General features: G+C 54.3%; 20 protein-coding genes. 14 read left to right on the plus strand and 6 right to left on the minus strand.

What is annotated here, in order from left to right:
• Positions 1-38: 38 nt before the first annotated feature.
• On the minus strand, positions 39-1,571 hold the full coding sequence (gene hutH, locus ACQKE4_RS13025; protein ID WP_427388812.1) for a histidine ammonia-lyase: 1,533 nt from the start codon (positions 1,569-1,571) through the stop codon (positions 39-41).
• A 384-nt stretch (positions 1,572-1,955) separates the two neighbouring features.
• On the opposite strand from hutH, the gene ACQKE4_RS13030 reads away from it, so the two are divergent.
• Genes ACQKE4_RS13030 through hutC form a run of 3 tightly spaced genes read left to right on the plus strand, consistent with a single transcriptional unit; the run spans position 1,956 to position 4,312 of the window.
• Entirely contained in the window at positions 1,956-2,927 is a 972-nt protein-coding gene (locus ACQKE4_RS13030) for an isopenicillin N synthase family dioxygenase (RefSeq protein WP_427388813.1), read from the plus strand.
• Between the two features lie 13 nt (positions 2,928-2,940).
• Entirely contained in the window at positions 2,941-3,543 is a 603-nt protein-coding gene (locus ACQKE4_RS13035; RefSeq protein WP_427388814.1) for a HutD/Ves family protein, read from the plus strand.
• A gap of 55 nt (positions 3,544-3,598) precedes the next feature.
• Positions 3,599-4,312, plus strand: a complete 714-nt coding sequence (gene hutC, locus ACQKE4_RS13040; RefSeq protein ID WP_427388816.1) for a histidine utilization repressor — start codon at positions 3,599-3,601, stop codon at positions 4,310-4,312.
• 54 nt (positions 4,313-4,366) lie between these two features.
• Here the strand turns inward: hutC and ACQKE4_RS13045 are convergent, their stop codons facing one another.
• Positions 4,367-5,728 carry a formimidoylglutamate deiminase gene (locus ACQKE4_RS13045; RefSeq protein ID WP_427388817.1) on the minus strand — a complete coding sequence of 454 codons (1,362 nt, stop codon included), beginning with the start codon at positions 5,726-5,728 and terminating at the stop codon, positions 4,367-4,369.
• Positions 5,729-5,989: 261 nt separating this feature from the next.
• Between ACQKE4_RS13045 and hutU the strand changes: the two genes are divergently transcribed.
• The 5 genes from hutU to hutG all read left to right on the plus strand — a co-directional run bounded on the left by hutU (position 5,990) and on the right by hutG (position 12,970).
• Positions 5,990-7,669 carry a urocanate hydratase gene (hutU, locus tag ACQKE4_RS13050; RefSeq protein ID WP_427388818.1) on the plus strand — a complete coding sequence of 560 codons (1,680 nt, stop codon included), beginning with the start codon at positions 5,990-5,992 and terminating at the stop codon, positions 7,667-7,669.
• Between the two features lie 124 nt (positions 7,670-7,793).
• Positions 7,794-9,386, plus strand: a complete 1,593-nt coding sequence (locus tag ACQKE4_RS13055; protein ID WP_290832677.1) for a BCCT family transporter — start codon at positions 7,794-7,796, stop codon at positions 9,384-9,386.
• Positions 9,379-10,935 (plus strand): HAL/PAL/TAL family ammonia-lyase, encoded by a 1,557-nt coding sequence (locus ACQKE4_RS13060; RefSeq protein ID WP_290832675.1) that lies wholly within the window; start codon positions 9,379-9,381, stop codon positions 10,933-10,935. The genes ACQKE4_RS13055 and ACQKE4_RS13060 overlap by 8 nt, the downstream gene beginning before the upstream one ends.
• 8 nt (positions 10,936-10,943) lie before the next feature.
• Entirely contained in the window at positions 10,944-12,152 is a 1,209-nt protein-coding gene (gene hutI, locus ACQKE4_RS13065) for an imidazolonepropionase (protein WP_290832673.1), read from the plus strand.
• On the plus strand, positions 12,149-12,970 hold the full coding sequence (hutG, locus tag ACQKE4_RS13070) for an N-formylglutamate deformylase (RefSeq protein WP_290832671.1): 822 nt from the start codon (positions 12,149-12,151) through the stop codon (positions 12,968-12,970). The genes hutI and hutG overlap by 4 nt, the downstream gene beginning before the upstream one ends.
• Before the next feature lie 21 nt (positions 12,971-12,991).
• Here hutG and ACQKE4_RS13075 read toward each other — a convergent pair whose 3' ends face one another.
• Genes ACQKE4_RS13075 through ACQKE4_RS13090 form a run of 4 tightly spaced genes read right to left on the minus strand, consistent with a single transcriptional unit; the run spans position 12,992 to position 18,957 of the window.
• The gene (locus tag ACQKE4_RS13075) at positions 12,992-14,197 is read right to left on the minus strand and encodes a lipocalin-like domain-containing protein (RefSeq protein ID WP_290832669.1); all 1,206 of its coding nucleotides are present in this window, start codon (positions 14,195-14,197) and stop codon (positions 12,992-12,994) included.
• Complete coding sequence (locus ACQKE4_RS13080) at positions 14,194-16,695, minus strand: FtsX-like permease family protein (RefSeq protein WP_290832667.1); 2,502 nt, start codon at positions 16,693-16,695, stop codon at positions 14,194-14,196. Before ACQKE4_RS13080 ends, ACQKE4_RS13075 begins: the two co-directional genes overlap by 4 nt.
• Positions 16,696-16,703: 8 nt before the next feature.
• Positions 16,704-17,369, minus strand: a complete 666-nt coding sequence (locus tag ACQKE4_RS13085) for an ABC transporter ATP-binding protein (RefSeq protein ID WP_290832665.1) — start codon at positions 17,367-17,369, stop codon at positions 16,704-16,706.
• A gap of 28 nt (positions 17,370-17,397) precedes the next feature.
• Positions 17,398-18,957, minus strand: a complete 1,560-nt coding sequence (locus ACQKE4_RS13090) for a sensor domain-containing diguanylate cyclase (protein WP_290832663.1) — start codon at positions 18,955-18,957, stop codon at positions 17,398-17,400.
• A 483-nt stretch (positions 18,958-19,440) separates the two neighbouring features.
• On the opposite strand from ACQKE4_RS13090, the gene ACQKE4_RS13095 reads away from it, so the two are divergent.
• The 6 genes from ACQKE4_RS13095 (at position 19,441) to manD (ending at position 25,832) form a co-directional block, all read left to right on the plus strand.
• Positions 19,441-20,172 (plus strand): GntR family transcriptional regulator, encoded by a 732-nt coding sequence (locus tag ACQKE4_RS13095; protein WP_290841664.1) that lies wholly within the window; start codon positions 19,441-19,443, stop codon positions 20,170-20,172.
• Positions 20,173-20,279: 107 nt separating this feature from the next.
• Entirely contained in the window at positions 20,280-21,239 is a 960-nt protein-coding gene (locus ACQKE4_RS13100) for a C4-dicarboxylate TRAP transporter substrate-binding protein (RefSeq protein ID WP_290836136.1), read from the plus strand.
• A gap of 98 nt (positions 21,240-21,337) precedes the next feature.
• Positions 21,338-21,832 carry a TRAP transporter small permease gene (locus ACQKE4_RS13105; protein ID WP_290836135.1) on the plus strand — a complete coding sequence of 165 codons (495 nt, stop codon included), beginning with the start codon at positions 21,338-21,340 and terminating at the stop codon, positions 21,830-21,832.
• The gene (locus ACQKE4_RS13110) at positions 21,829-23,118 is read left to right on the plus strand and encodes a TRAP transporter large permease (protein ID WP_427388819.1); all 1,290 of its coding nucleotides are present in this window, start codon (positions 21,829-21,831) and stop codon (positions 23,116-23,118) included. Before ACQKE4_RS13105 ends, ACQKE4_RS13110 begins: the two co-directional genes overlap by 4 nt.
• A 40-nt stretch (positions 23,119-23,158) precedes the next feature.
• The gene (gene uxaC / locus ACQKE4_RS13115; RefSeq protein WP_427388820.1) at positions 23,159-24,577 is read left to right on the plus strand and encodes a glucuronate isomerase; all 1,419 of its coding nucleotides are present in this window, start codon (positions 23,159-23,161) and stop codon (positions 24,575-24,577) included.
• A 43-nt stretch (positions 24,578-24,620) separates the two neighbouring features.
• Positions 24,621-25,832 (plus strand): D-mannonate dehydratase ManD, encoded by a 1,212-nt coding sequence (gene manD, locus ACQKE4_RS13120; protein WP_427388821.1) that lies wholly within the window; start codon positions 24,621-24,623, stop codon positions 25,830-25,832.

Raw genomic sequence — 25,832 nt, forward strand, 5'->3', positions numbered from 1 at the left:
TGCGTGGTGGTTAGCGGCAGGCGCAGTGTCGTTTCATATCAACCTTCAGCGTAGAGCCGTGAACGGGGCAGTAGCGTCTCGAAGACAGCGTCGCTGACGAAGCGCTGGGCGGCTACCAGGTCGGGGGCGAAGTAGCGGTCCCGCTCATAACGTGCCACGTCGCGGCGAATGATTGTCAGGGCTTGCTCGAGAGCGGCTGAGGAGGTCATGGGACGGTGAAATTCGACCCCTTGGGCCGCCGCTAATAGCTCAATGGCGACCACGGCGCTGGAGTTAAACGCCATATCGGCCAGTCGCCTTGCCGCAAACGTCGCCATTGAGACGTGGTCTTCTTGGTTGGCGGAGGTCGGCAGGCTGTCTACTGAAGCAGGGTGAGCCAGGGTTTTGTTCTCGGACGCTAGGGCGGCGGCGCTGACCTGGGCGATCATAAAGCCGGAGTTGAGCCCGCTCTCCGTGACCAGAAAGGCGGGCAAGCCGGATAGCGCTGGATCGACCAATTGGGCGATGCGGCGCTCCGACAAGGCGCCGATTTCTGAGATCACCAGCGCCAGTACATCGGCGGCCATCGCCACCGGCTCCGCATGGAAGTTACCGCCAGACAATACATCGCCATTATCGAACACCAGCGGGTTATCGGAAACGGCGTTGGCTTCACGCAGAAATACGCCCGCCGCAAAGCGCAAGTGGTCCAGACAGGTGCCCATCACCTGGGGCTGGCAGCGCAGTGAGTAGGGATCCTGAACCCGCGGGCAGTCGCGGTGGGATTCGCGCACCCGGCTGCCCGCTAGCAGCTCGCGGTAGAAAGCGGCGACATCACGCTGACCGGGGTGGCCGCGAACGGCCTGAATGCGCTCGTCAAACGGGGTATCTGAGCCCTTCAATGCATCCACCGACAGACTGCCTGCCACCACGGCTGCGGTGAATAGTTTCTCGGTGGCGAACAGCCCGCGTAGCGCCAGAGCAGTGGATACCTGGGTGCCGTTGATCAGTGCCAGCCCCTCCTTGGGTGCCAGCGTAAGCGGCTCGATACCGGCCAGGGCCAGCCCCTCACTGGCGGGCATCTCTCTTCCTTGATGACGCATGCGGCCTTCGCCGAGCAGGGTGGCCGCCATATGCGCCAGTGGCGCTAGATCCCCCGACGCGCCAACCGAGCCCTTGGCAGGAATGCAGGGATAGACCCGCGCATTGTAAAGCGCCAATAGGGTTTCAATAATCAGCCAGCGGACGCCGGAGTGGCCACGGGCCAGCGAAGCCGCTTTGAGCGCCAGAATCAGCCCCACGGTGGCGTCATCCAGATTGTCACCGACCCCGGTGCTGTGCGACAGCACCAAGTTACGCTGCAGCTCGGTCAGCGAATCGCGTGGAATGGAGGTTTGGGCCAGCACGCCAAAGCCGGTATTAATACCGTAAACGGTTCGGCCGCTGTCGAGAATGGCGCTAACCGTAGCTTCGGCACGATCGACCCTGGCGCGGCTCTCGTCGTCGAGCTCGATTGTGGGGCTGCCCTCAAAAAGCTCGCGCAGTGCCGCAAGCGTTAGTTGGCCTGGGGAGAGTCGTTGTATCGATGTCATGGTTACCTCTATCGGCGCTTGGTCAGCAGCATGCCGTGATGAAAGTGGCAGTGATGAAGTGAATGTCTCTATTATGTATATACAGGTAAGTAGGTTTGATGCAAGCGCAAAAGTGGATGCTATGGGTTGAATCCTAAATTTATAATTTTTGCGTATTTTGAGTGCGATATTTGTCTTTATGTCTCTTTTTTGTGCATTTTTGTTTTCTTGTAGGTCTGGTTCGCCTCTTGGTATGTATATACTTATTGATTATTTAGCCTCTTAATATCTTTTGGCACGCTCATTGCAAAATCGTCATTGCAAAGCTTTAACGACCACTTTTTAAAAAAGACAGCTAAGAGAATGTGCGCGAGTACGTTCTATTAACGTTAGGAGACACATTCGATGAGCAACGCAGCAATGACCATTCCTCTTGTTGATATGCAGGGCGTACGGGAAGGGGACGCTCAATGTCTCGCTCGGGCGGGTGAGGCGATACATAACGCCTGCACCCAGGTGGGCTTCTTCTACATTATCAATCATGGTCTTCCCCAGGCGGTGATAGACGATGCCATGGAGGCCGCTCAGCGCTTCTTTGCTGAGCCGCTTGAGCGCAAGGCGCAGGTGGCGGTCAATAAACGCCACCGGGGTTTTCATCGCCGTGGTGGGGCGACTATGTATCAGGCCACCCGGCCCGATGAGAAGGAGTTCTATGGCTTTGGGTTGGATCTGGCCGAGGATGACCCGAGCGTGCTGGCGGGTGAAGCGCTACGGGGGCCGAACCAGTGGCCGGACTTTATGCCCGAATTTCAGCACGCAATGGATCGCTACTTTGTTGAGGTAGGTCGCTGTGGCGCAGACCTGTTGCGTGCGATTGCAGTGAGCCTAGAGATCGACCCTGAGTTCTTCGCGGCTAAATATACCAAGCCGTTGCAGCGTACCCAGGCGGTCTACTATCCCGTGCAGGCTGATGATCGACCGGCGGATCAGTTTGGCGTTGCCCCGCATACCGATTATGGCTGTGTGACGCTACTCTACCAGGATGCGGTGGGTGGTTTGCAGGTGCGCGAGCTGGGTAGCGAGCGCTGGATTGATTCGCCTTTTATTGAGGGCTCGCTGGTGGTTAATGTCGGCGATCTATTAGCGCGATGGTCTAATGATCGTTTTCGCTCGACGCTGCACCGGGTCATCAATACCAGTGGCCGGGAACGCTACTCCATCGCGACCTTCTATGACCCCGACTATACGGCTCTCGTTGATCCTGCCGACCTTGGTGTCTCAGCAGCAGAAGCTCACTATCCGCCAGTAGCCGCGGGTGACTACATCTTGGGCCGCATTGATGCCTCGATGAGCTACCGCAAGGCCGCTGCATCCTGATGAGGAGCCATCAATGAAGCTGCCTGAGAGGTTACGCTTTACCGATCTTTTGCCCATCGCTTGGCAAAATGGCGGTGGCGTAACACGTGAAGTGGCGCGCCAGAAGGGCGATGGGGAATCGCCAGGCTGGCGGGTTTCGGTGGCTGAACTTGACAGGGAAGGGCCATTCTCGATGATTGCGGGGATCAGGCGTCACTTTACGGTGATAGGTAAGCATCCGGTCACACTTGTTTTGCCTGATCAGCGTGCTGTTTTGGCGCCTCGGGAAAGCTTGATCTTCGAAGGTGAGGCAGCGGTGAACTGCTTGTTGCCAGAAGGGCCGAGCCGGGCGCTGAATTTAATGTACAATTCAGCAAACTGGCAGGCTTCTGTTCGTTGGCTAACGTCTGGGGAGTCGCTAAGGCAAGCCCCGAGCGCTGAGACACTTATCTTAGCCGTTGATGGGCAGGCGTGGCTGGTCGGTGAGCCGTCACTGCCCCTTGATGGTGGCGATATTTGGCACTGGCCCAGACTAAGCGCTGATGACGAGTTAGCGACCGATAGCTGTCACACAATGACATTTGAGACGCTGCCTGCAACGCGCCTGATTAGGATCGACCTGTTTCCGCGGGTTTGATGTTCCTTTCGGAGTGTTAATAAGCGGGGTGGTGAAAGGGATTTGAGGAGAGCACGTGGGACGCCAACCGCCCCGGTATCAACAGATCAAACAGTACTTGCTGGATAATATCCAAACAGGTCATTTTCCCGTCGATCATAAGATCCCGCCTGAGGAGCAGCTTGCGGTTACCTTCGGTGTCAGCAGGATGACGGCCAACAAGGCCATTCGTGACCTAGTGCAGGAAGGCTATCTGGTGCGCCAATCGGGGATCGGCACTTTTGTGACGGATCGCCGCTCTGAGTCGCCATTGGCCGAAATTAATAATATCGCCGATGAGGTACGCAGCCGTGGCCACGTATACGCTAATCGTGTGGTGAGTTGCGAAGCGTTGCATGCTGACGATGAGATTGCCCTGCGGATGGGTGTGCGTATTGGGACTAGGTTGTTTCATTCGATTCTTATTCACCTGGAAAATGGCCAACCGATCCAGCTCGAAGAGCGCTTCGTCAATCCGCGCTGGGTGCCCGGCTATTTGGAGGCAGACTTTGCTCGCCAAACACCCAACGAGGTGTTGGTTGCCGCTTGCCCGATTACCGATATGGAGCACGTGGTAGAGGCGGTGCTGCCTGAGGCGGGCGCAGCAGAGTGGCTAGAAATTGATGCTGCGCTACCCTGCCTGAGTGTTCGTCGGCGCACTTGGTCAGGCGACCGCCTAATTAGCTATGCTCACCTGTTGCATCCCGGTGACCGCTATAAATTGCGCACCATGGCGCGCTCCCCTAGTTAATCGATTTCGCTAGCCGTTCTCGCGCAAAAGGGCCTAGCTTATTTCGCGAAACAACTAGCCTATCTCACGAAACAGTTTGGTAAGCGCCTCACTGTTGGCTTCATCGAGGGCGTGACGCCGCTGCTGGATAACCCAGCGGCCTGCGACCATGACATCGCGTATCTGTTGCTTGGAACCGCCAAACAGCCAACGCCCTAGCCGCGTTTCGTCTGAACTGGTGGCGAGGTAGGGGTCACTGCCATCAAGAACGACAATATCGGCCCGCTTGCCCGCTTCGAGCGCGCCGATGGGTTGGCCAGAGGCCTGGGCGCCTCCCGCTAATGCATGGCGGTAAAGCCAGTCGCCCACCGGGCGTATGTCGCTATTGTGCAGGCAGTTGCGCTGTTGGGTGGCAAGGCGCTGGCCGTACTCAAGCAGCCGTAGCTCTTCAACCACATCGAGTGAGACATGGCTATCAGAGCCAATGCCCAGACGCCCACCCTGGGCGGCATACTCCACTGCGCGGAAGATGCCGTCGCCCAGATTGGCCTCGGTGGTCGGGCAGAGCCCCGCTACGGCGCCGCTAGTGGCGAGGTCACGTACTTCTGAGTCGTCTAGGTGAGTGGCATGGATCAAACACCAGCGCTCATCCACCTCAACGTTATCCAGTAGCCAGCGCACAGGGCGTTTGCCTGAATAGGCGAGGCTGTCTTCCACTTCGCGTTGCTGCTCGGCGACATGAATGTGGCGTGGGCCAACAGGGTTCGTCGCCAGCACCGCCTGGATCTCTTCCAATGTCACCGCGCGCAGGGAATGAAACGCCATGCCTAGTGCTTGTGTGGGGTGGTCGGCAAAGCTTGGCTTCAACGTCTCAAGCAATGTCAAAAAATCTGGGACGGCGTGAATAAAGCGTCTTTGCCCATGATTGGGTGGCTGGCCGCCAAAGCCGCTGTGGGCGTAAAGCACCGGCAGCAAGGTAAGCGCAATGCCGCTGCGCTCGGCGGCTTGGCTAATCGTCCAGGCCATTTCAGCCGGATCGCTATGGGCTTGGCCCGATACATCGTGGTGCAAATAATGAAATTCGCTGACCTGGGTATAGCCGCCCTTGAGCATTTCGATGTAGAGCGCCTGGGCAATGGTGCCCACTTGATCCGGAGTCAGGCGGTCAACCAAGCCGTACATGCGGTCTCGCCAGCTCCAGAAGCTGTCTGGCTGGGGGCTACCGATTTCTGCCAGGCCCGCTATGGCGCGCTGAAAAGCGTGTGAATGTAGGTTAGGCATACCGGGTAGCGCTGGCCCGGCTAAGCGCTGGGCGTTGCCGGGCGAGCTGTTGGGCAGTACCGATATAAGCATGCCGGTGGCATCGACTTCGAACAGCACCTGAGAGGCCCATCCAGTCGGCAGTAGGGCATGATCAGCAAAATAGCAGTGGGTCATCGGGGCTCCTTTTTGTTAACGAATAACGGCTAATGTATATACATATAGCGAAGTCCGCTTCTTAGGTAAAGAAGAGAGTTGGAATTTCCTCGTAAAGTCCATTTTGGTGCGTAATTTTGCCCTATTGTTGGCGTTTGCACTATGTTGGCGAATATTTAGGGCTGAGTTGTTTTTTTGCTAAAAAGGGCGATTTAGGTGATTGCACAGAAGTGGTTGTTGTCATAATGTATATACAAACTTTGACAACAAACAGGAGTTACCATGTCTCTTTCACGTTTTCGCGATACCGAAATTCGAGCACCCCATGGAACCGAGCTCTCCTGCAAGAGCTGGCTGACGGAAGCGCCGCTGCGCATGCTGATGAACAACCTAGATCCAGATGTTGCCGAGAATCCCAAAGAGCTGGTGGTGTATGGCGGGATTGGCCGCGCCGCCCGTAACTGGGAGTGCTTCGATGCCATCGTTGAGACCCTCAAGCGTTTGGAAGATAACCAGTCGCTGCTGATCCAGTCCGGTAAGCCGGTGGGGGTGTTTGAGACCCATAAGGATGCGCCACGGGTATTAATCGCCAACTCCAACCTGGTGCCCGCCTGGGCCAACTGGGAGCACTTCAACGAGCTGGATAAGAAAGGCCTGATGATGTACGGCCAGATGACGGCTGGCTCGTGGATCTATATTGGCTCTCAGGGGATTGTTCAGGGCACCTACGAAACTTTTGTTGAAGCGGGTCGCCAGCACTACGACGGCAAGCTGGCCGGGCGCTGGATACTCACTGCGGGTCTTGGCGGTATGGGTGGGGCGCAGCCATTGGCGGCAACCCTGGCGGGTGCCTGCAGCCTTAATATTGAGTGTCAGCAGAGCCGTATTGATATGCGTCTGCGTACCCGCTATGTGGATGAACAGGCGAGTGATCTTGACGATGCCCTGGCGCGCCTGGAGCGCTACACCTCAGAAGGTAAAGCAGTCTCGATTGCGCTGCATGGTAATGCGGCTGAGATTCTGCCGGAATTGATTAAGCGTGGCGTCAAGCCGGATATGGTGACTGACCAGACCAGCGCTCACGACCCGCTGCACGGTTATCTGCCCGCAGGCTGGTCATGGGATGAATATTTGGCACGCGGAAAGACCGAACCCGAGGTGGTGGTCAAGGCGGCTAAGCGCTCCATGGCGGTGCATGTGCAGGCCATGCTCGACTTCCAGGCAATGGGCATACCTACCTTCGATTATGGCAATAACATTCGCCAGATGGCTCAGGAGGAGGGCGTTTCTAACGCGTTCGACTTCCCCGGCTTTGTGCCTGCCTACATTCGCCCGCTGTTCTGCCAGGGGATTGGCCCCTTCCGTTGGGTAGCGCTCTCCGGTGACCCAGAAGATATCTATAAAACCGATCAGAAAGTCAAAGAACTGATCCCTGACGACCCCCACTTGCATAACTGGCTGGATATGGCCAAGGAGCGTATCAGCTTCCAGGGATTACCGGCGCGTATCTGCTGGGTGGGTCTAAAGGATCGTGCTCGCTTGGGGCAGGCGTTTAACGCCATGGTCGCCAGCGGCGAACTCAAAGCGCCGATTGTGATTGGTCGCGACCATCTGGATTCCGGCTCGGTGGCCAGCCCCAATCGCGAGACTGAATCAATGCAGGATGGCTCGGATGCCGTCTCCGACTGGCCGCTGCTCAATGCGCTGCTCAACACTGCCGGGGGCGCTACCTGGGTTTCTCTTCACCATGGCGGTGGAGTGGGCATGGGTTACTCCCAGCATGCAGGGGTAGTGATCGTCGCCGATGGCACGGATGACGCTCATGCTCGATTGGGCCGCGTGCTGCGCAATGACCCGGCCACCGGGGTTATGCGCCACGCCGATGCCGGCTACGACATCGCCAAGCAGAGTGCCACTGAACAGGGGCTCGACTTACCGATGGTTAAGCCAATGGTGAAGTAGCCGTTCTTATCAACAACCTCCTTACCGTTAGCGTTGCTGGATACACAGGTACAGGTGCCGACAGAGAGCCGTCGGCAGCTGATAAAAAAGCGTCATAAGAATAAACCTCGACAGGAGACATTAAATGTCACTATCAGACGGAAAACAGTTAAAACGCAGCGTCTTTATCCCGGCCTTCGCCATTATTATGGTGGCCGTTATTATTGGCTTGGTTAACAACGAACTACTGGTTAGTGTTGCCAGGCAGTTGTTCTATCTCTCGCTTTCTGACTTCGGTTGGCTTTATCAACTGCTGGCCATTTCGACCTTGGGTGTCACCGCTTTTATATTTTTTTCCAAGGCAGGCAATATTCGTTTGGGTGGGGCGAACGCGAAGCCAACGTTTTCGTTAGCAACCACCTTTGCTATGGCGTTGACCGGCGGCATCGCCACCGGGGTGGTGACCTATTCAGTTAATGAGCCCATCATCTATCTCGGCAATGTCTATGGTGAAATCGGCAACCAGTCATTTGAACCTAACAGTGGCGAAGCGGCGATTTTTGCATTGGCCAGAAGCTTTCATAACTGGAGCTTTATTCCCTACGCCATGTACTCCATTGTTGGTTTGATGATTGGCTATATGCACTTTAATCGCAAAGAGCGCTTCTCGATCTCTTCAACACTCGCTCCGTTATTGGGCAATAAAGAGCGCAATCCTAGCGTGCGTGCCGTGGTCGATATTATCTCGATTCTTGCCATTGCGCTGGGCCTGGCTTCGTCGTTAGGGGCTGGTCTTGCGCTGATCAGTTCTGGCATTGAAGCCGAATATGGCATTGCCTCTAGCCCTACCACTTGGCTGATTTTAACGCTGGTTATTTCGGCTATCTTTATTACTTCGGCGGTGTCCGGTCTTAAGCGGGGTATCCGCTTTCTTTCATCGGTCAATGCTTACATCTTCTACGCCTTTGTGCTCATTCTGCTGATTATTGGCCCAGTGAACTACATCCTGAGTCTGTCGGTGACCAGTTTGGGCTACTGGTTCGATAACTTCTTTCTCTGGTCATTCGATACCAAAGAGTCTGGTGGTGAAGCGCTGGTTACCTGGTGGACCATGTACGACTGGTCGATATGGATCGCCTATGCGCCTTTGATGGGCCTTTTTTTGGCGCGTATTTCCTATGGCAGAACGCTACGGGAATTTCTGGTGATTAACTGGATACTGCCTTCACTGTTCGGCATCGTGTGGTTTGCTATCTGGGGTGGATCGGCAATCAAGTGGCAAATGGATGGCACCCTGGATCTGGTGAGTGTAGTGACTGAGAACGGTGCAGTTTCAGGTCTCTGGGGCTTCCTGCAGCACTTGCCTATGTCTGCCTTGCTGATCCCGCTGGCTATTTTTACGCTGATTATCTCCTTCTCCACGGCGGCTGACTCAATGTCATCGACCATTGCCACCATCTGCACTAAAAACATGACCGCAGAAGAGGAGGCCCCCCGTAAGCAGAAGATCCTTTGGGGGCTGTCAATCGCGATTATCGCTTATGTGATGGTTGCCTTCGGCGGCGGCGCCCAGGGTGTCGATGGTATTAAATTCCTGGCGGCGGCAGGCGGTTTTACCGTGCTGTTTCTGTTTGCGTTGATCGTGGCTTCTGCGGTGAAGGTTTTTATTATGGATGGCACTAATAAACCCTCAGCAGAGCAGGCTCCTACGGCACAGGTTAAGGATGCCTATGAGTGAGTTGCCTCGCTGCGTTGAGATCGGCAATACACCTCCCGCTTGGCGGGAGGTGGTCAAGGTCGCTCGTTACCAGTATCGCCTATCGCTGTCGCTGCCGGTGTGGGAAAAGATAAGCGCCGCCCGGCAGGTCGTTGAGAAGATCGCCGCTTCAAGCGTGCCCCATTACGGGATTAATACTGGTTTGGGTGCCCTGTGCGATGTAGTGCTAGCTCACGATGAGCTGCAGCGGCTTTCCCATCACACCTTAATGAGCCATGCCTGTGGTATTGGTACCCCGCTGCGAACGGAGCAAGTGCGAGCCATTATGTGCAGCGCGGTGGTTAACTACAGCCATGGCTACTCCGGGATTAGTCCGGGCGTGGTGGAGGGGCTGATCAGACTGTTGAATGAGCAGGTCACGCCGATCGTACCCTCGCGCGGCTCGGTGGGTTACCTCACCCATATGGCCCATATTGGGCTGGTGTTGATTGGCCACGGCGACGTTGAATTTCGCGGTCAACGAATACCCGCCAGCCAAGCGTTGGCTGCCATCGGTATGTTGCCGCTAACCCTTGGGCCCAAGGATGGCCTGAGCCTGGTTAATGGCACCCCGGCGATGACGGGGCTGGCCTGCTTGACGCTTGACGATACTGCCCGGCTGGCCGCCTGGGCCGACATTGTTGGTGCTATGAGCTTTGAAGCATTAGGCGGTCAGTTGCAGGCATTTATGGCCGAGGTAACGGTTCTCAAACGCCACCCAGGCGTTCAGCAAACGGGGGATAACCTGCGTCGTTTGCTTGAAGGCAGTATCCACTTGGCTCGCCATGAGGGGGCGCGGCTACAGGACGCGCTTAGCCTGCGCTCTATGCCTCAGGTGCACGGCGCCTGCCGCGACCAGTTTGACCATGCCGCTAGGCAGATTGAGAAGGAGCTGCATTCCGCCACCGATAACCCGTTAGTGGTGCCGGTGGGTGATAGTTACCAGATTGTATCCCAAGCCAACCCTCACGGTGCTTCGGTTGCGATGGCGTGCGACCTGCTGGCCATCGCTGTTTGTGAATGGAGTTCGATCTCCGAGCGGCGTGCTTACCGGCTAGTGACACCCCAGGCGAACCAGCTGCCGCCTTTCCTGACCACTGAAGGCGGCGTTAAATCCGGCATGATGATCGCTCACTATTCGGCGGCCTCCTTGGTGGCTGATAACAAGCGACTGGCACAGCCCGCTGTTACTGATAATTTTATCACCTCGGGGCTGCAGGAGGATCACCTAAGCTTGGGTGAAAGCGCTGCTCTGAAGCTGGATCAGGCTCTCGAAAATGCTTTCTATGTGCTTGCCATTGAGTATCTGCTGGCTGCCCAGGCCTTCGATTTGGTCGACGGAGAAGACTTCTCTCCTGGCACATCACTGGCCTGGAAATCACTGCGAGAAGCGTTGCCTGCCTACCAGGAAGAGCATGCGCTGCACCTGGATATTCAAGCGACTTACCAGCGTCTCCAGGAGACTCAAGTGATCGATAAGCTCCTGTCTATTGCCCCGAACTTACTGCCGAGTCGGCAGCCTAGCGATTAGGAGGAAGCATGAAACAGCTATGGCACCACTGCCATGCGGTGACCCTGGCGGGTGGCCACTATGGAATTGTGCGCGATGCGGCGCTGATTATAGAAGCAGGACGCATTGCCTGGATTGGCATTGAGGCGCAACTTGACCGCGATGCTAACTTTGATGAAGTGCGTGACCTGGGGGGGCGCTGGCTAACGCCGGGGTTGATCGACTGCCACACGCACCTGGTATTTGGCGGTGACCGCAGTAATGAGTTTGAGCAGCGCCTGGAAGGAGTGAGCTATAGCGAGATAGCCAAACAGGGCGGTGGGATCGTCAGCAGCGTGCGGGCAACTCGCGAGGCCAGCTTTGACGAATTACTGGCTAGTGCCGAGGCGCGCGCGAGGGTGCTGCTACGCGAAGGCGTCACCACGCTAGAGATCAAGTCGGGGTATGGGCTTGATCTGGAGAGCGAGCGCAAAATGCTCAAGGTGGCCCGGGCGCTGGGAGAACGGCTGCCTGTCGACGTGCTTACGACTTGCCTTGCGGCCCACGCGCTGCCCCCCGAATATCGCGAACATAGCGATGGGTATATTGATCTAGTCTGCGAGACGATCCTGCCGACGCTGGCGAAGGAAGGTCTTGTCGATGCCGTCGATGGGTTCTGTGAAGGTATCGCCTTCTCTGTCGAACAGATGCGGCGTGTGTTTGAAACTGCAAAACAACTGGGCCTGCCGCTCAAGCTACATGCTGAGCAACTGTCGCACCTTGGCGGTTGCCAACTGGCGGCGGAGTTTGGCGCGCTTTCCGCTGACCATGTTGAGTACGCCGATAAAGCCGATTCGCGTGCGATGGCTCAAAGCAGCACGGCCGCGGTGTTACTGCCGGGGGCCTTCTTGACATTACGTGAAACCCAACTGCCGCCGATTGCAGACTTTCGTGAGCAGGGGGTCACCATGGCGCTGGCCAGCGACCTTAACCCCGGTACGTCGCCGGTGCTGTCGTTACGCTTGATGATGAATCTTGGCTGCACGCTGTTTCGCCTTACCCCTGAAGAAGCGCTGGCAGGCGTGACCATCAATGCCGCTAAGGCGTTGGGTATTGATGCCACTCACGGTTCGCTAGAAGTAGGTAAATGGGCAGACGCGGTCGTATGGGATATTACCGGGCCAGCGGAGCTTAGCTACTGGCTGGGCGGGCAATTGCCGGTCACGGTATTCAAAGCAGGTAAGGAGGTAGAGGTATGAGCGACAGTTATCAACTCACCCAGGGCGATACGCCGCTATTGATTTCAATGCCTCACGCAGGCACTGCGTTAACGCCGGAGGTAGAAGCGGGGCTCAATAAAGCAGCTCTCAGCCTTGCCGACACCGACTGGCATATTCCCAAGCTTTACGACTTCGCCGCTGAACTTGGGGCGAGCCGTATTGAGGCGCGCTATTCGCGCTACGTGATTGACCTTAATCGGCCGGAGAACGATACGCCCCTCTATGCTGGCGCGACGACCGGGTTGTTCCCCAGCACCGACTTCGACGGTGAGCCGCTGTTTGAAGAGGGGCAGGAGCCCACTCAGGCACAGCACGAGTGGGCCAAAGAGCATGTATGGCGGCCCTACCATAACGCCCTGGCAGGCGAATTGGCACGCTTAAAGGCGCGCTTTGGCTATGCGCTGCTATTTGATGCGCACTCTATCCGTTCAAAGATACCGCGGCTTTTCGACGACCAACTGCCTGATATTAATCTGGGTACCTTTGAGGAGCAAAGCTGCAATCCTGACCTTAGTAAGACCTTACAGGTGGTGTGTGCTGCTCAATCGCGTTTCACTCACGTGATCAATGGACGCTTCAAAGGGGGGCATATCACCCGGGGGTATGGGGATCCTGCTAATAATATTCACGCTGTACAGCTCGAACTCTCCCAGCGCACCTATATGAACGAACCGAACGACGATAAACCGGTCTTTGCCTATCGGGAAGATCGCGCCGCTGAAGTGCGCCCGCTGCTCCGTGAGCTACTTGAGGCTATGCAGCGGTGGGGCGAGGTTAGCTACAGCCAAGGTAAATAAGCCAATGTGGTGTTGATCTACTCAATACCCGGTCATCTCAAGATAACCTTCGCCCAGCGGTTCGCCGCTGGCGCGGTCGTTGACCAGCACTTCCCCTTCCCAATAGGGCACGCTGGTGTCCATCCAGCGGTTGGCTTGGGGCGCTTCGATGTTGATATCGAGCTCCAGTGACGCTATCTCTAATCGCCAGCGGGTAGGGACATCGCGCCCGGCGACGGACGACGTTGCCAGTGGTGTTAGCGTGATGTCGTCGGTCGCTAAAGGAGTAGCGTCACCCTGGGGTGAAATCCAGGTGCCGGAGCGGTAGTCCGCGCCTTGTTCGGTACTTGTGTTGTCACTACCGCTATCCCCACTGTCATCGCCACCGCCACGTAGTTGAAACGCCATCAGCTTATGGCCATCTTCAAAATGAATCGAGAACCAGTCCCAGCCTGATTGGCGGGCATCAAGCAGTTGGCTGCTCCATTCGCGATCCAACCAGCCGCGACCGCTGACGGTTTTGGTTTCGCCATTGAGGGTGACGTTGCCGTCTATCCGCCAGAAAGGCTGGCTGTAGTACATCGAGCCTTGGCCATTGGCGGCTTTCTGGCTGAACCCCTCTTCGCCGTGAAACACTAGCGGCCCCTCGGCGGTAAGTTCCAACGTGTAGCCAAAACGCGACGCATCTTCGCCGCTGTAAGCGGTGAGGGTGAGGTGATTGAAATCGTCGCTATTGGCGTCGGCGCTTGCTTTAAGCTGCCAGTCGTCTAGCCAAGCGTGGAAAGGGCTGGTAATGACACCGGCCTGAGCATCGTGGGGTTGATAAAGCTCAGCTTGGGAGTGGCTGCGCCCAAAGCGCTCGCCAACCTGGTGCTGTTCGCCCTGTGAAATAGCCATATGGGCCATCCACAGTTGGTCGGCGGCCCAGGGTGTGGGGTCGGGACGTTCGCTGGGCGGCATTAGCGCCTGACGAAAAAGTGTCCACTGTAGGCCGAGGGGCTCACCGTCAGCGTCTTCCAGATTAGCGGTGAGATACCACCACTCGATACGATAATCCGGGTGGGCGGCATGGTCTTGGGGAAAACGAATGGTTTGATTGGGCGATGCATATTGGAAACCATCAGCCGCTTGCCCCAAACCGGCAAAGCCTGCGCTGCTGGTGTCGCTTTTCTGTTCTTCTCCACAGCCGTAGAGCGTTAGCGACCCTCCGATTAGTAGGCTGAGAGTTAACCATCGATGTAGGCTCATTGGTTGGCCTCTTCCGCCAATAAGGCGCGTGGTGAGGCGCGCCAGAAGCGCAGAGTGGGCAGGGCCGCTGCCAGTAGCGCCACAGCAATAGCCGTGGCAAGGGTAACGGCCATTTCCCCAGGGAACAGATAGAGCGGCAGTCGCCAGCCAAACGCAGCTACATTGATGATAGCCACTAAGCCCCAGGTGATTGCAATGCCCAGTGGAACCGCCAGCAGGCCAGTGACTAATGCTGTGCCGCCCAGTTGCGTCAAATTCAATTGTGCCAGTTGTGCTCGGGGAACGCCCAGCGCCCAGAGCGGTGCTAGCTGTTGGCGTCGACTGCGCGCCTGGGCCAACAGGCTAGCCAACAGTGCCAGCGCGGCTACCACTAAGGTCAGCGCATTCAGGGCGCGGGTAATGGTAAAGGTGCGTTCAAAAATTTCGGTGGCGATGCGCTTGATCTCGCGCTGATCGCTAAGTGCATCGCTGCCTAGGCCAAAGCGCTCGGTAAGGGCGGAACGTAACGTATCCACATTAGCGTCGTCATAGAGCACTAACCCCATGGAGCTGGGGGGTGCATCAAAACGTGCGGCCAATTGGGGGGAAGCCATCAGCACTTGTCCGCTGGGATTACCGTAGTCAGGGTAAATCGCGGCAATGGTTAGCGTTTCGTTGGCGCCCGACGCGCTCAGGGTAAGTTGGTCGCCAGGGGTGAGGTTTTCTGCAGTGGCGAGTTGTTCGTTTACAAATACTGCGCCCTCGCCAAAAGCCGCCCAGGCGGAAGGGCGGTCTTGCTGGGTTGCCAGTAGCGGCCAATGGGGGGTAAGTGATTCGCCTGGGGTAATGCCGTAAAGCTCAACGGGTGTGCCTAGGCTGCGGCTGCCTTCGGGGGTGCTAATGGTGGTGAGCGTTGCTTCACTGCGCCGAGTCAGCAGGCGTTCAGATACCTCGGCGCGATTAGCAAGCCATACATCAATATCGGCGTACTGTTCGCTAGGGGCATTTAAGTAGAGCGGGGCGACTAAGCGTTGATCAAGCCAATCGAGAAACGTAATCCTAAAACCGCCGACCATGCTACTGACCCCCAGGTTGGTGGCTAAGGCGACCAACAGCGCCATCATGGCCAGTGACAGTTTGGGTAACTGAAGCTGCATATCGGCCACTGCCCAATGGATAAGTGGGCGACGGTGGGCCAGGCGGATTAGCCCTTTCAGCAGTAGTCCCAATAAGGGCGGCAGCCACAAGGCACTGGCTAATAACAGCGCTGCAATGAGCACAAAACCTGCTACTAAGCCTTCACCGGGACGCTGGAAGCTCAACCAAATATAGAGCGTTAATGCCGCTGTAAAGGCGATTGCACCAGCGATACTCATAAGCGTTAATTGGCGTCGATAACCGCCGCGCCAGGCCTGCAACTGGCCTAGTTGCAGCATGTTTAAGTGTGCCGCACGCCATAACACGCCGCTACCCGCCAGTAATAATCCCCCTAGGCTAACCGCTAACCCGCCCACCCAGTAGTGCCAGGGCAGGCTAAGCTCCTGCCCAACGCCTGCGCTATACAGTGAGCCTAGGGTTGCTGCTACATCCGGGAGGAGCACGCGGGCCAGCCAAACGCCGCTGGCAATACCGGCAAGTGCGCCGATGACTCCCAGTAAAATCAGCTCCAAACTGAGCGCTACAACTAAACTGCGCCCTGAAACACCCAGCACCCGTAGGGTGCGCAGCATGCCCATGCGCTGCTCTAACGCTAGGCCCAGTGCAGCCTGAACAATAAATAACCCTACCACCCAGGCGAGTAGTCCTAGTGCGGTCAGGTTTAAGTGAAAGCTTTCAGTAAGTTGACCGGGGGAGGCAAGACTGGTGGCACGGGTAAACGTGAATTCGGGTGGTGCTTCTGATAATGCGCCTGGTGCAGTCACCATACGTGTAATTTCTTCGCCGATTTCGAGTAACTGCGCTGCGGCAGCGATATCCATGATCAGCGTGTTGGGCGGTAGCGCTGGCGATAAAGTCAGCGGGGGAAGTTGTTTGCCACTTGCCAAGGTTGGCGTGGCGCTGACTGCGTTTGCTCGCTCAAGTCCTAGGGTCGCCAAAGTGTCAGGTGCGATACCTGTCTGCCATGGGGGCATTAGAAAGCCAGTCAGCGATGCGGTGGTATCTGTTTGGCCTAACGCATTACCGCTTGGAAGTGTTAGCGGATCGATACCGATGATTGACAGCCGAGTCCCATCTTGGGTCGCAACCTGGCCTTCTATAATGGGGGAAATGGGTAAGCCCTCTTGTCGCAATGCATAGTATTCGGCACGTGTGAGCGGGGCACCATCGCGTCGCTCCAATTGATCAAGTTGGCTATCAAACATCGCATCGGCACGGGCGTAGCTGTCGCGGGCGGTCGCGTTGATCGCTTGGATGCCGCTCCATAGGGCGCTGGCTACCCATAGCCCGAGCAGCAGCATAGCCAATTGGCCTGGGTGACGACGGTAGTGAGCGAGTAGCGTTGCCAGTACCGTGGGCATTGCTTTGATCATAAAGCGGTATTGATCAGTTGGCCGTGGCGCAAACGTAGGCAGCGATCAAGCGGCTCGGCCACTTGCGGGCTATGGGTTACCACCAGTAGCGCACACTGAGTTTCGTGAACAAGCTTTAACAGTAGTTGAAGCACTTCACCTGCAGTGGTTTCATCCAAATTGCCCGTGGGTTCATCGGCAAGCAGCAGGGGCGGTCGTGGTGCCAAGGCCCGGCCAATCGCTAAGCGCTGCTGCTGCCCGCCTGAGAGTTGTTCAGGGTAACGTTTTTCAAGGCCATTAAGACCTAACCGTTCGATAAGGTAGGCGGTCCAGTCGGCATCGTCGCGGTTGGCTAAGCGTGCCTGCAATCGGATATTGTCGATAACCGCTAGACTGGGGATTAAGTGAAATTGTTGGAACACCAGGCCTAATTGTTCGCGGCGTAGCTTGGCTCGCGCGGGTTCAGGTAAAGAGGCTAGGTTTTGACCAGCGAGAGTGATGTTGCCTTGGTCTGGCAGATCTAGCCCAGCAGCAAGATGCAGTAGCGTGGATTTGCCGCTCCCCGATTCGCCCATGAGCGCTAGGCTTTGACCCGGCGCCAAATGAAGGGTGACATCTTCCAATACTCGAATGGGGCCTTGGGGTGTTGAGTAGGTTTTATATACTTGATCGAATGCCAGCATGAATTACTCTTGTTTACAATATGGGCCCCTACTCTTCAAAAGGAGTATCAGTAGAGTTACGCTCTCCATATACCGCTATGCCGCCTCTTCCGGTACGCTTTATGAAATACATGCTTTTATCGGCTGCATCAATGAGTTCACTTGCATTACCAAATCCACCGTCATCTAAGCAGGCAATACCTATTGAGACCGATACATGGATAGGATGTTGGTCATCGTGAGCCATGGGGGTTTTTTCTAAGCGCTGGGCAATTCTTTGAGCGAATAAGTGGGCTGCTTTAGCATCTTCATCTGGCAAAATGATGAGAAACTCTTCCCCTCCCCACCGTCCTGCCAAGTCTCCCTCACGGACCAATGCCTGTAAGGTTTTACCAAATTTTTCGAGCACAGCATCGCCCATTTGGTGACCATACTGGTCATTAAGTTTCTTGAAGTGGTCGAGATCAATAAACACCACTGACATGGTTCGAGACTGGCTTTGACACAGTTTGAAGCGTTTTTGCAGTTGCTCCTCAAGCCATGCACGGTTAGCGAGACCAGTGAGTGTATCTGTGCGCGAGCGTTCTTCTAAATCATCTTGACGCTTATGCAGTGAAGCGAGTTCTGCTTGCTGGCTATCAAGGCGTGCGTTTAACAATAGCGTTTGGTGGAACAGCAATTGCTGAGCTTCAGCCAGCAGTGACTCATTATCTTGCATGGGGGGGGCTGCCATTTGCAACATATCGACTAAGGCAGGTAACTGCTGCTGAATATTCTCCAATAAATGACGCAAAGAAATTGTATGGGCCCCCTCATGTGCTTCAAATTCTCGTATCACATTAACCAGTGCCTGCGCGGGATGGGATGAGAGCCAAGCATCCGCGATCGGCCCGGATAGCTGAATACACAGCATGTCGGGAGAGGCAATATTGTATTCACCGTGGCTATCGCAAATACGCTGGGCTAGAGGCGTAGGAACGCCCCATTTTGCCGCAAGCCAAGCCCCTACTTGTGAATGGTCACAGCCAAACAGCTCTTGCTCCGCCGCTGATAATTGACGATGGTTATACGTAGCAGTTGAATATAGCTTGTTGATTTCTGAAGGATATGTCGCCCGTAAGGCTAGGATGCCAATATCTTGAAGTAGAGCAGCGGTAAAGACAGGCCCGGCTGAATCGGGGCAAATATGTACGGCTAGATAGCGTGCTGCTAAAGAGGCAATGATGGACCGCATCCATACTTTCTGGTAGTGGATGTCAACGGCTTTATTTTGTAAAAGACTGAAGCTCAAAACCGCAGCAAGGGTGGCATCTAATCCCAGGCGAGCTGTCGCCTCCCGGCAAGCATGTACTTTTACGGGAGTACGTGAAAAGAAGGCGCTATTGGCTAGTGCTATAATCCGCAAGGTTAGTGCTGGGTCGCGCTCAATGGCATTGGCGTAATCGCTAACCGAAGGTTGATCAGAGCGCGCTATTTTTAGAATTTTAATAGCCACCGTGGGCAACGTTGGTAGGTTAGAGCATTTGAGCAGATCCGCTATCAAAAAAGCAGGTACTTCAGTCGATAAAACCAGACCTTTAGAATAGTCCTCTACTGGGATGGACCGCATTGCTCTCTCCTAACTCGTATTGGCTTCCAGCAAAGGCTTTCCACCGTTCCTCGTCACTTCAATTACTAAGGGTAGATGGCTGTATTTCAGTGCGTTGTTGTAGTTCATGATAGCGCGATGAGGAGCAAAAAGGTGCTTGCTACGCATATAATTAACTGAAAATTCCTTATATTTTGTGCTGAATGCATGATGATTTTGTTTGCAGCTTTAGAAGACGGGTATGCAAAGCTTACTTTTGAAAAAATTTTTTCAAAAAAATGAGCCAAAAAAATTTTAAGTAACGCTACTTTGTAATTTATTTCTTAAATTTTTGTAAGCTCTTTCTTACAGAAGTTAGTGGACAAATAGGTTGTGTAAGTGGTACCAGCGCTCGACTAAAGGTTAAGGAACTTAGCCTTTTTTTATTTCCTCCATACTACCATACTAGTTGTGTCAGTCGTGGCTGCCACTTGCTACGGACGCTCACATTCGGATTTAGGTGTTATGCACACGACCTTACAAACGCTTTGGCAGGAAACCCGTGACAGCGACTCGGTTCGCCATCGTCTTCATGACGTATTGCGGCAAGCGATCATTCGAATGGTACTTGCGCCTGGGCAAGCGCTTTCTGAGAAAGAGATTGCGGATCTATTTGCGGTTAGCCGTCAACCAGTGAGAGAGGCATTTATACGGCTATCGGAGTCTGGATTGGTGGAGGTGCGCCCTCAGCGGGGTACTTATGTGGTGCGTATTTCCCGCCAAGCAGTACTTGAAGCACGCTTTATTCGTGAGTCGCTTGAGGTCTCAATAACGTTGGAAGCCGTCAAACGGCCACTTCAGCCTAGTGTGTTAATGGAGCTTAACGAGTTAATCGTTCGTCAGCGCAGCTGTATTGAGCGCCAGGATCATGACCGCTTTTTCTTTCTTGATGAGATGTTCCATCGCACGCTGGCATTCTCGACGGGGCAGGTCATGGCTTGGAAAGTGGTCGAGGATGTGAAAGCTCAGTTAGACAGGGTGCGCTACTTGAGTATTCCTGATTCTACACCTATCGCTAAGTTAGCTGATCAGCACCAAGCCATCGTGGATGCGGTAGCTGCAGCTGATACTCAAGCGGCAGTAGAAGCGATGAGTATTCATCAACGTGAAATCCTTAACTCGTTACCTGAACTGGAGCGTCGTTTCCCGGACATGTTTGAAGAGGTGGCGTTAGTTACGCCAGCGCTGGCTATTTAAATCAGCCATTAAGAGCTACGACACTGAGTTTATCGAATGTCCTTACTAGCTATGTGTATAGGCTGGTGAAAACCCAACAATAAATGAAGACCTTTAAGGAGCATAAAATGAAACTTACAAAATTACTTCCCGCTATTGCGCTGCTGGTAGTTGGTAACTCAGCACACGCCGCTTACCAGCTGAATATTTCAATAGCATTAAGCCCTCAAGATCCTATCGCTCAGGCAATAGTAGATGCTCAGCAAGCAATTGAGGAGCGCTCTGAAGGAGAGCTCACGGTTCAGCTTTTTCCTAATAGTCAGCTTGGCTCAGATGAAGATGTGGTAGAGCAAATTCGTAGTGGTGCCAATATTGCGATCCTTATTGATGCTGGGCGTTTATCAGAGTACCAGCCAGAACTGGGGATTTTAAGCGCCCCTTATTTAGTTGAAGACTATAGTGATTATCATCAAATCACCAACTCACCACTTTACCTGGATTGGGTAGAGAGTTTGGCCGACTCAAGCGGTTTGCGGCTGCTTAATTATAACTGGTTCCAGGGCACTCGACAGATGTTGACCCAAAAGGAAGTTAATACACCCGGTGATTTGCGGGGTGTGCGTGTGCGAACCATTAACTCGCCTGTCTGGGTGAATACCATTGAAGCCATGGGGGCTACTGCCACCCCATTACCATGGTCGGAGGTTTACTCCGCTCTACAGCTAGGCTCCATTGATGGTGCAGAAGCGCAGCTTACCGGTGCTGAAGGGCAAAACCTCCACGAGGTAATCACCCATATAGCATTGACGAATCATATTCACTTAATGACAGGTATCGCCACCTCTGAGCAGTGGTATCAATCCTTGCCTGAAGAGTTACGCACCATTCTTGATGAGGAGTTACTAAAAGCCGGAGAAGTTGCTAGTCAGGCGACGGCCGATGAGCAAGAGGGCGTCCGCGAGCGTATGGAAGCCGCTGGCGTAACGTTTAATGATGTTGATCTCGATGTTTTTCGTGAGCGGGTGGGGAGCGTCTATGAGGGACTAGGTTACGACCAATACCGCGAACAACTGCTGACTGAGGAGTAATCAGCACCAACCCCCACCCCCACATGTTTTAAGGTGGGGGTACTTCCTTTTCGCTAGTTTCTAACAATCCGCATGCCCCATGGGGCGAGGAATGCTGTATGTGGTATTGGTACGATAAAGGTGAGGAGTGGCTAGCCATTACGCTACTCGGTGGTACGTCTCTTTCCATGTTAGTAAGTTCAACGGCTAGAGCCATTGGGCAACCCTTTGCTGGTGGTGCTGAGCTGGCTCAATTTCTATTTATCTGGACCGCGGTATTAGGCGCCGATATTACCTTGCGGCGGGGCGGGCAGGTGCGAATCGATGCATTTGTAGTTCGAATGCCAGCCAAGCTGCAATGGGTCGTGACAAGCCTTTGCCTTGCGATGATGGCGCTCTTTCTCGTTCTTCTCATCTGGTATGGCTTTGCTTTAGCCACCTCAAATTGGCAGCGGCCTATGGGGGTAGCTGGGCTGAGCTACGGTTATATCACGCTAGCGTTGCCAGTCGGTGCTTCATTAATGCTGCTAACCCTAATACGTCGGGTTGTCGCAAACGGCATCATCGGTAGTTTGGTGACTGACGATGATGAGATTGTGGAGGAAGCGCTATGACAGCTGTTTTACTGCTGGGCTTCGGCTTACTCCTCATGGCCATTGGCATGCCCGTTGCTTTCGCCATTGGCATTGCGGGTTTTTCTTACTTTCTACTGCCGGACACCTTTTTACCTACTAGCATCGCGGTGCAGCGAATAGTCTCATCAACACAATCATTTCCCTTGTTAGCCGTCCCGCTATTTATATTTATTGGCCACCTGATGAACGCCAGTGGTATTACCCCACGCCTGGTTCATCTTTCTACCTTGCTGGCGGGATGGATGAGCGGTGGTTTAGCCCAGGCAAGTATCGTGTTGAGCACCTTGATGGGCGGTGTGTCAGGTTCAGCCGTGGCGGATGCCGCTATGCAATCTCGTGTGCTAGGTAAAAGCATGATTAAAGGTGGGTATTCACCTGGCTTTACAGGTGCTGTGCTCTCTGTAGGAGGGTTAATCACCGCGACAATACCGCCTAGTATTGGCTTGATCCTGTATGGCTACCTGGGTGAAGTTTCCATCGGGCGTTTGTTTATTGCAGGCCTTGTGCCGGGGTTCCTGTTAATGGTGGCGCTTATGGTGACCACGTATATTGTGTCCAAGCGGCGGGGATACCTTCCAGTAAGGGAGAACCTTCCCACGGGTAGCGAGGTTTTAAAGGCCCTGCGTAGTAGCATTTGGGCAATTCTTTTCCCGGTATGGTTAGTAGTAGGTATTCGCTATGGCCTGTTTACGCCTTCAGAAGCGGGCGCGTTTGCAGTGGCTTATGCACTATTTATCGGCTGCGTTATACATAGGGAAATGGGGATTAAAGAAATCCTGAACGCTATGCGTGCCAGCGTTAGAGATATTGGCATGATCATGCTGATTATTATGTTCTCTGGAATTATTGGCTATGTCGTTTCATTCGAAAGAGTGCCACAAACAATAGCTGAACTGACCCTGGGCTTATTCTCTAGTCAAATAACGCTGCTGCTTACCTTGGCCGTGCTACTTATTTTTCTAGGGATGTTATTAGAAGCTACGGTCGTTGTAATGTTGTTAACACCTATTTTGGTGCCTGTTGTTAAAGCAGCGGGTGTTGATCCTGTGCATTTTGGGCTACTAATGATGACGCTGGTTACCTTTGGTGGCATGACACCTCCCGTAGGCATTTCCATGTATACGGTGTGTGGCATCTTACGTTGCTCTTTTTATGATTATAGTCGTGAACTGTTGCCCTTTGCTTTAGCGGTGTTTGCGGTAGTGCTGGGCATTATATTTTTCCCCAATGTAGTGCTCTTTTTGCCTAATTTACTGCTGGGTTAAAACTACCTGTGACACTCACCTAATAAAAGGAGAAACAATAATGTTTAACGATAATATTGAGTTCATGGGTAAAGATTTCCTGTTAGAAAATGAAGCAGCCCGACGGCTTTACCATGAACATGCGGCCATTATGCCGATTTGCGATTATCACTCACACTTAGATCCGGTTGAAATCGCTAATAATATCCAGTTCGATAATTTAACCCAGCTATGGCTCAAAGGGGATCACTATAAATGGCGCGCCATGCGCTGTGCAGGCATTGCCGAGCAGCGAATTACCGGCGATGTCAGTGACCGAGAACGCTTTCAAGCCTGGGCGGAAACAGTACCCGACTGCCTTGGTAATCCGCTCTATCACTGGACGCATCTTGAGCTGCAAAAACCGTTGGAAATCGACAATCTGCTGCTTTCACCCCAAACAGCTGAGGAAGTTTGGCACCTGTCTCAACAGCGATTAGCAACTCCACAGCTGAGTGCCCAAGGTATTTTGGAGCGCTTTAACGTGCGTACCGTTTGTACCACCGATGACCCCGTCGACAGCTTGGAAACCCACCAACGCCATGCGCAGGCGAACAATGGGCCGACTATGCTGCCGACATTTCGGGCCGATACGGTGCTCAAAATAGAGCAGCCAACCTTTGTTGACTACCTTGCCACGCTGGAAGTTGCCAGTGGCGTCACGATAAAGCGTTTCGATGACTTGCTAGGGGCCCTGTTCCTGCGTCTTGAGCATTTCGCCAGTCTAGGTTGCTGCCTTTCCGATCATAGCCTAGAGAAGCCGGTCTTTGTCGCGCCTCCTTCGGTCCAGGAGCTGGATCGGATACTCGAAAGCAGAAAGCGTGGCAAAGAGCTGAGCCACGACGAGGCCCACGGCTTTACCACTGCGGTACTGCTATGGCTTGGCAAGGAGTACGCCCGACGAGGCTGGGTAATGCAGCTTCATATTGGTGCTTTGCGCGATTTAAGCCAGCGTGGTCGACGCGAAATAGGTGCTAACAGTGGTTTCGATGCGATTGGCGATATCACGTACGCAGAGCCCTTGGCGGCGCTATTGGATGCGCTTGATAGCGAGCACCAACTGCCACGCACCGTGCTGTATAACCTCAACCCAAGGGATAACGAAATGCTTGCAGGGTTGGCGGGCTCCTTTCAAGGCGATGGCATCCCCGGCAAGGTGCAGTTTGGCGCCGCTTGGTGGTTTAACGACCAGCGCGATGGTATGGAGCGCCAGCTGACGACCCAAATGCAGTTTGGTCTGCTGCGTCACTTTGTGGGCATGCTGACGGATTCGCGTAGCCTGCTATCGTTCTCTCGCCACGACTACTTCCGACGTATTTTTTGCCAAATGTTAGGCGCTCAAATGGCCCGCGGTGAGTTACCCAATGATATCGATCGTGTCGGTGAGCTGGTGCGTGCGGTGTGTTACCACAATGTGCAGCGTTACTTATTTGAGCGTTAATTCTTTTTGCGACTTACTCCTTACTCCTTGTGATGGATTTACCATGATCATTAGCGATGCATATTTAATCGTAACGTCTCCAGGCCGCAATTTCGTCACCCTGAAAATTGTTACCGAGTCCGGCGTGTATGGTATAGGCGATGCCACTTTAAATGGCCGTGAGCAGGCGGTGGTCGCCTACCTTGAAGAGCATGTGCTACCAACCCTGATTGGCCGCGACGCCAGCCGCATTGAAGATATCTGGCACTTTCTTTACCGCGGTGCTTACTGGCGGCGGGGGCCAGTCACCATGTCGGCCATTGCGGCAGTTGATTTAGCGCTATGGGATATCAAGGCGAAAGCGGCAGGCATGCCGCTGTATCAGCTGCTGGGTGGCAAAAGCCGTGAGCGAGTGATGACCTATGCCCACTGCACTGGTAAAGATATCGAAGGCTGTCTTAGCGAAGTAGAGAAGCATGTGAAGCTTGGTTACCGCGCAGTTCGGGTGCAAGCAGGTGTGCCAGGCATTCCCACCACCTACGGCGTTACCAAAAAGGCAGGAGAGCGTTACGAGCCCGCCGATGCAGAGTTGCCCAGCGAGAATGTGTGGAGCACTGAAAAATACCTCAATCATGTGCCTAAACTATTTGCCGCGGTGCGCGATCAGTTCGGTGACGATTTACATATCCTGCATGATGTTCACCACCGTTTGACGCCCATTGAAGCAGCCAGGCTGGCTAAAGAAGTTGAGCCTTACCATCTATTTTGGCTGGAAGATTGTGTGCCCGCTGAGAACCAAGAGAGCTTTCGGTTGATTCGCCAGCACTCCACCACGCCGCTGGCGGTGGGTGAAGTGTTTAACTCGATACACGATTACCGTGAGCTACTGGAAGGACAATTGATTGACTATGTCCGCACGCCGCTTAGCCATGGTGGTGGCATTACCCATGTGCGCAGAATTGCTGATTTAGCCTCGCTTTACCATGTGCGCACCGGCTTTCATGGCGCGACGGATCTATCTCCTGTGTGCTTAGGCGCCGCGATCCATTTTGATACATGGGTACCTAACTTTGGTATCCAGGAGCATATGCCCCACGAAGCGATAGTGGATACGGTGTTCTCCCATGATTACCAGTTTGTCGATGGGCACTTTATTGTTGGCGAAACCCCTGGGCACGGCGTGGATATTGATGAACAGTTAGCCAAACAGTACCCCTACAAGCGTGCCAGTCTGCCGGTGAACCGGTTGGAAGATGGCACTCTTTGGCACTGGTAA

The sequence above is a fragment of the Halomonas sp. NPDC076908 genome, assembly GCF_050269715.1.
GTDB lineage: Bacteria > Pseudomonadota > Gammaproteobacteria > Pseudomonadales > Halomonadaceae > Vreelandella.

What these genes read in the sequence shown, in the direction of transcription:
- hutH (WP_427388812.1), bottom strand. Translation starts at nt 1,571, where the DNA reads ATGACATCGATACAACGACTCTCCCCAGGCCAACTAACGCTTGCGGCA.
- ACQKE4_RS13030 (WP_427388813.1), top strand. Translation starts at nt 1,956, where the DNA reads ATGAGCAACGCAGCAATGACCATTCCTCTTGTTGATATGCAGGGCGTA.
- ACQKE4_RS13035 (WP_427388814.1), top strand. Translation starts at nt 2,941, where the DNA reads ATGAAGCTGCCTGAGAGGTTACGCTTTACCGATCTTTTGCCCATCGCT.
- ACQKE4_RS13045 (WP_427388817.1), bottom strand. Translation starts at nt 5,728, where the DNA reads ATGACCCACTGCTATTTTGCTGATCATGCCCTACTGCCGACTGGATGG.
- hutU (WP_427388818.1), top strand. Translation starts at nt 5,990, where the DNA reads ATGTCTCTTTCACGTTTTCGCGATACCGAAATTCGAGCACCCCATGGA.
- ACQKE4_RS13055 (WP_290832677.1), top strand. Translation starts at nt 7,794, where the DNA reads ATGTCACTATCAGACGGAAAACAGTTAAAACGCAGCGTCTTTATCCCG.
- ACQKE4_RS13060 (WP_290832675.1), top strand. Translation starts at nt 9,379, where the DNA reads ATGAGTGAGTTGCCTCGCTGCGTTGAGATCGGCAATACACCTCCCGCT.
- hutI (WP_290832673.1), top strand. Translation starts at nt 10,944, where the DNA reads ATGAAACAGCTATGGCACCACTGCCATGCGGTGACCCTGGCGGGTGGC.
- hutG (WP_290832671.1), top strand. Translation starts at nt 12,149, where the DNA reads ATGAGCGACAGTTATCAACTCACCCAGGGCGATACGCCGCTATTGATT.
- ACQKE4_RS13075 (WP_290832669.1), bottom strand. Translation starts at nt 14,197, where the DNA reads ATGAGCCTACATCGATGGTTAACTCTCAGCCTACTAATCGGAGGGTCG.
- ACQKE4_RS13080 (WP_290832667.1), bottom strand. Translation starts at nt 16,695, where the DNA reads ATGCCCACGGTACTGGCAACGCTACTCGCTCACTACCGTCGTCACCCA.
- ACQKE4_RS13085 (WP_290832665.1), bottom strand. Translation starts at nt 17,369, where the DNA reads ATGCTGGCATTCGATCAAGTATATAAAACCTACTCAACACCCCAAGGC.
- ACQKE4_RS13090 (WP_290832663.1), bottom strand. Translation starts at nt 18,957, where the DNA reads ATGCGGTCCATCCCAGTAGAGGACTATTCTAAAGGTCTGGTTTTATCG.
- ACQKE4_RS13095 (WP_290841664.1), top strand. Translation starts at nt 19,441, where the DNA reads ATGCACACGACCTTACAAACGCTTTGGCAGGAAACCCGTGACAGCGAC.
- ACQKE4_RS13100 (WP_290836136.1), top strand. Translation starts at nt 20,280, where the DNA reads ATGAAACTTACAAAATTACTTCCCGCTATTGCGCTGCTGGTAGTTGGT.
- ACQKE4_RS13105 (WP_290836135.1), top strand. Translation starts at nt 21,338, where the DNA reads ATGTGGTATTGGTACGATAAAGGTGAGGAGTGGCTAGCCATTACGCTA.
- ACQKE4_RS13110 (WP_427388819.1), top strand. Translation starts at nt 21,829, where the DNA reads ATGACAGCTGTTTTACTGCTGGGCTTCGGCTTACTCCTCATGGCCATT.
- uxaC (WP_427388820.1), top strand. Translation starts at nt 23,159, where the DNA reads ATGTTTAACGATAATATTGAGTTCATGGGTAAAGATTTCCTGTTAGAA.
- manD (WP_427388821.1), top strand. Translation starts at nt 24,621, where the DNA reads ATGATCATTAGCGATGCATATTTAATCGTAACGTCTCCAGGCCGCAAT.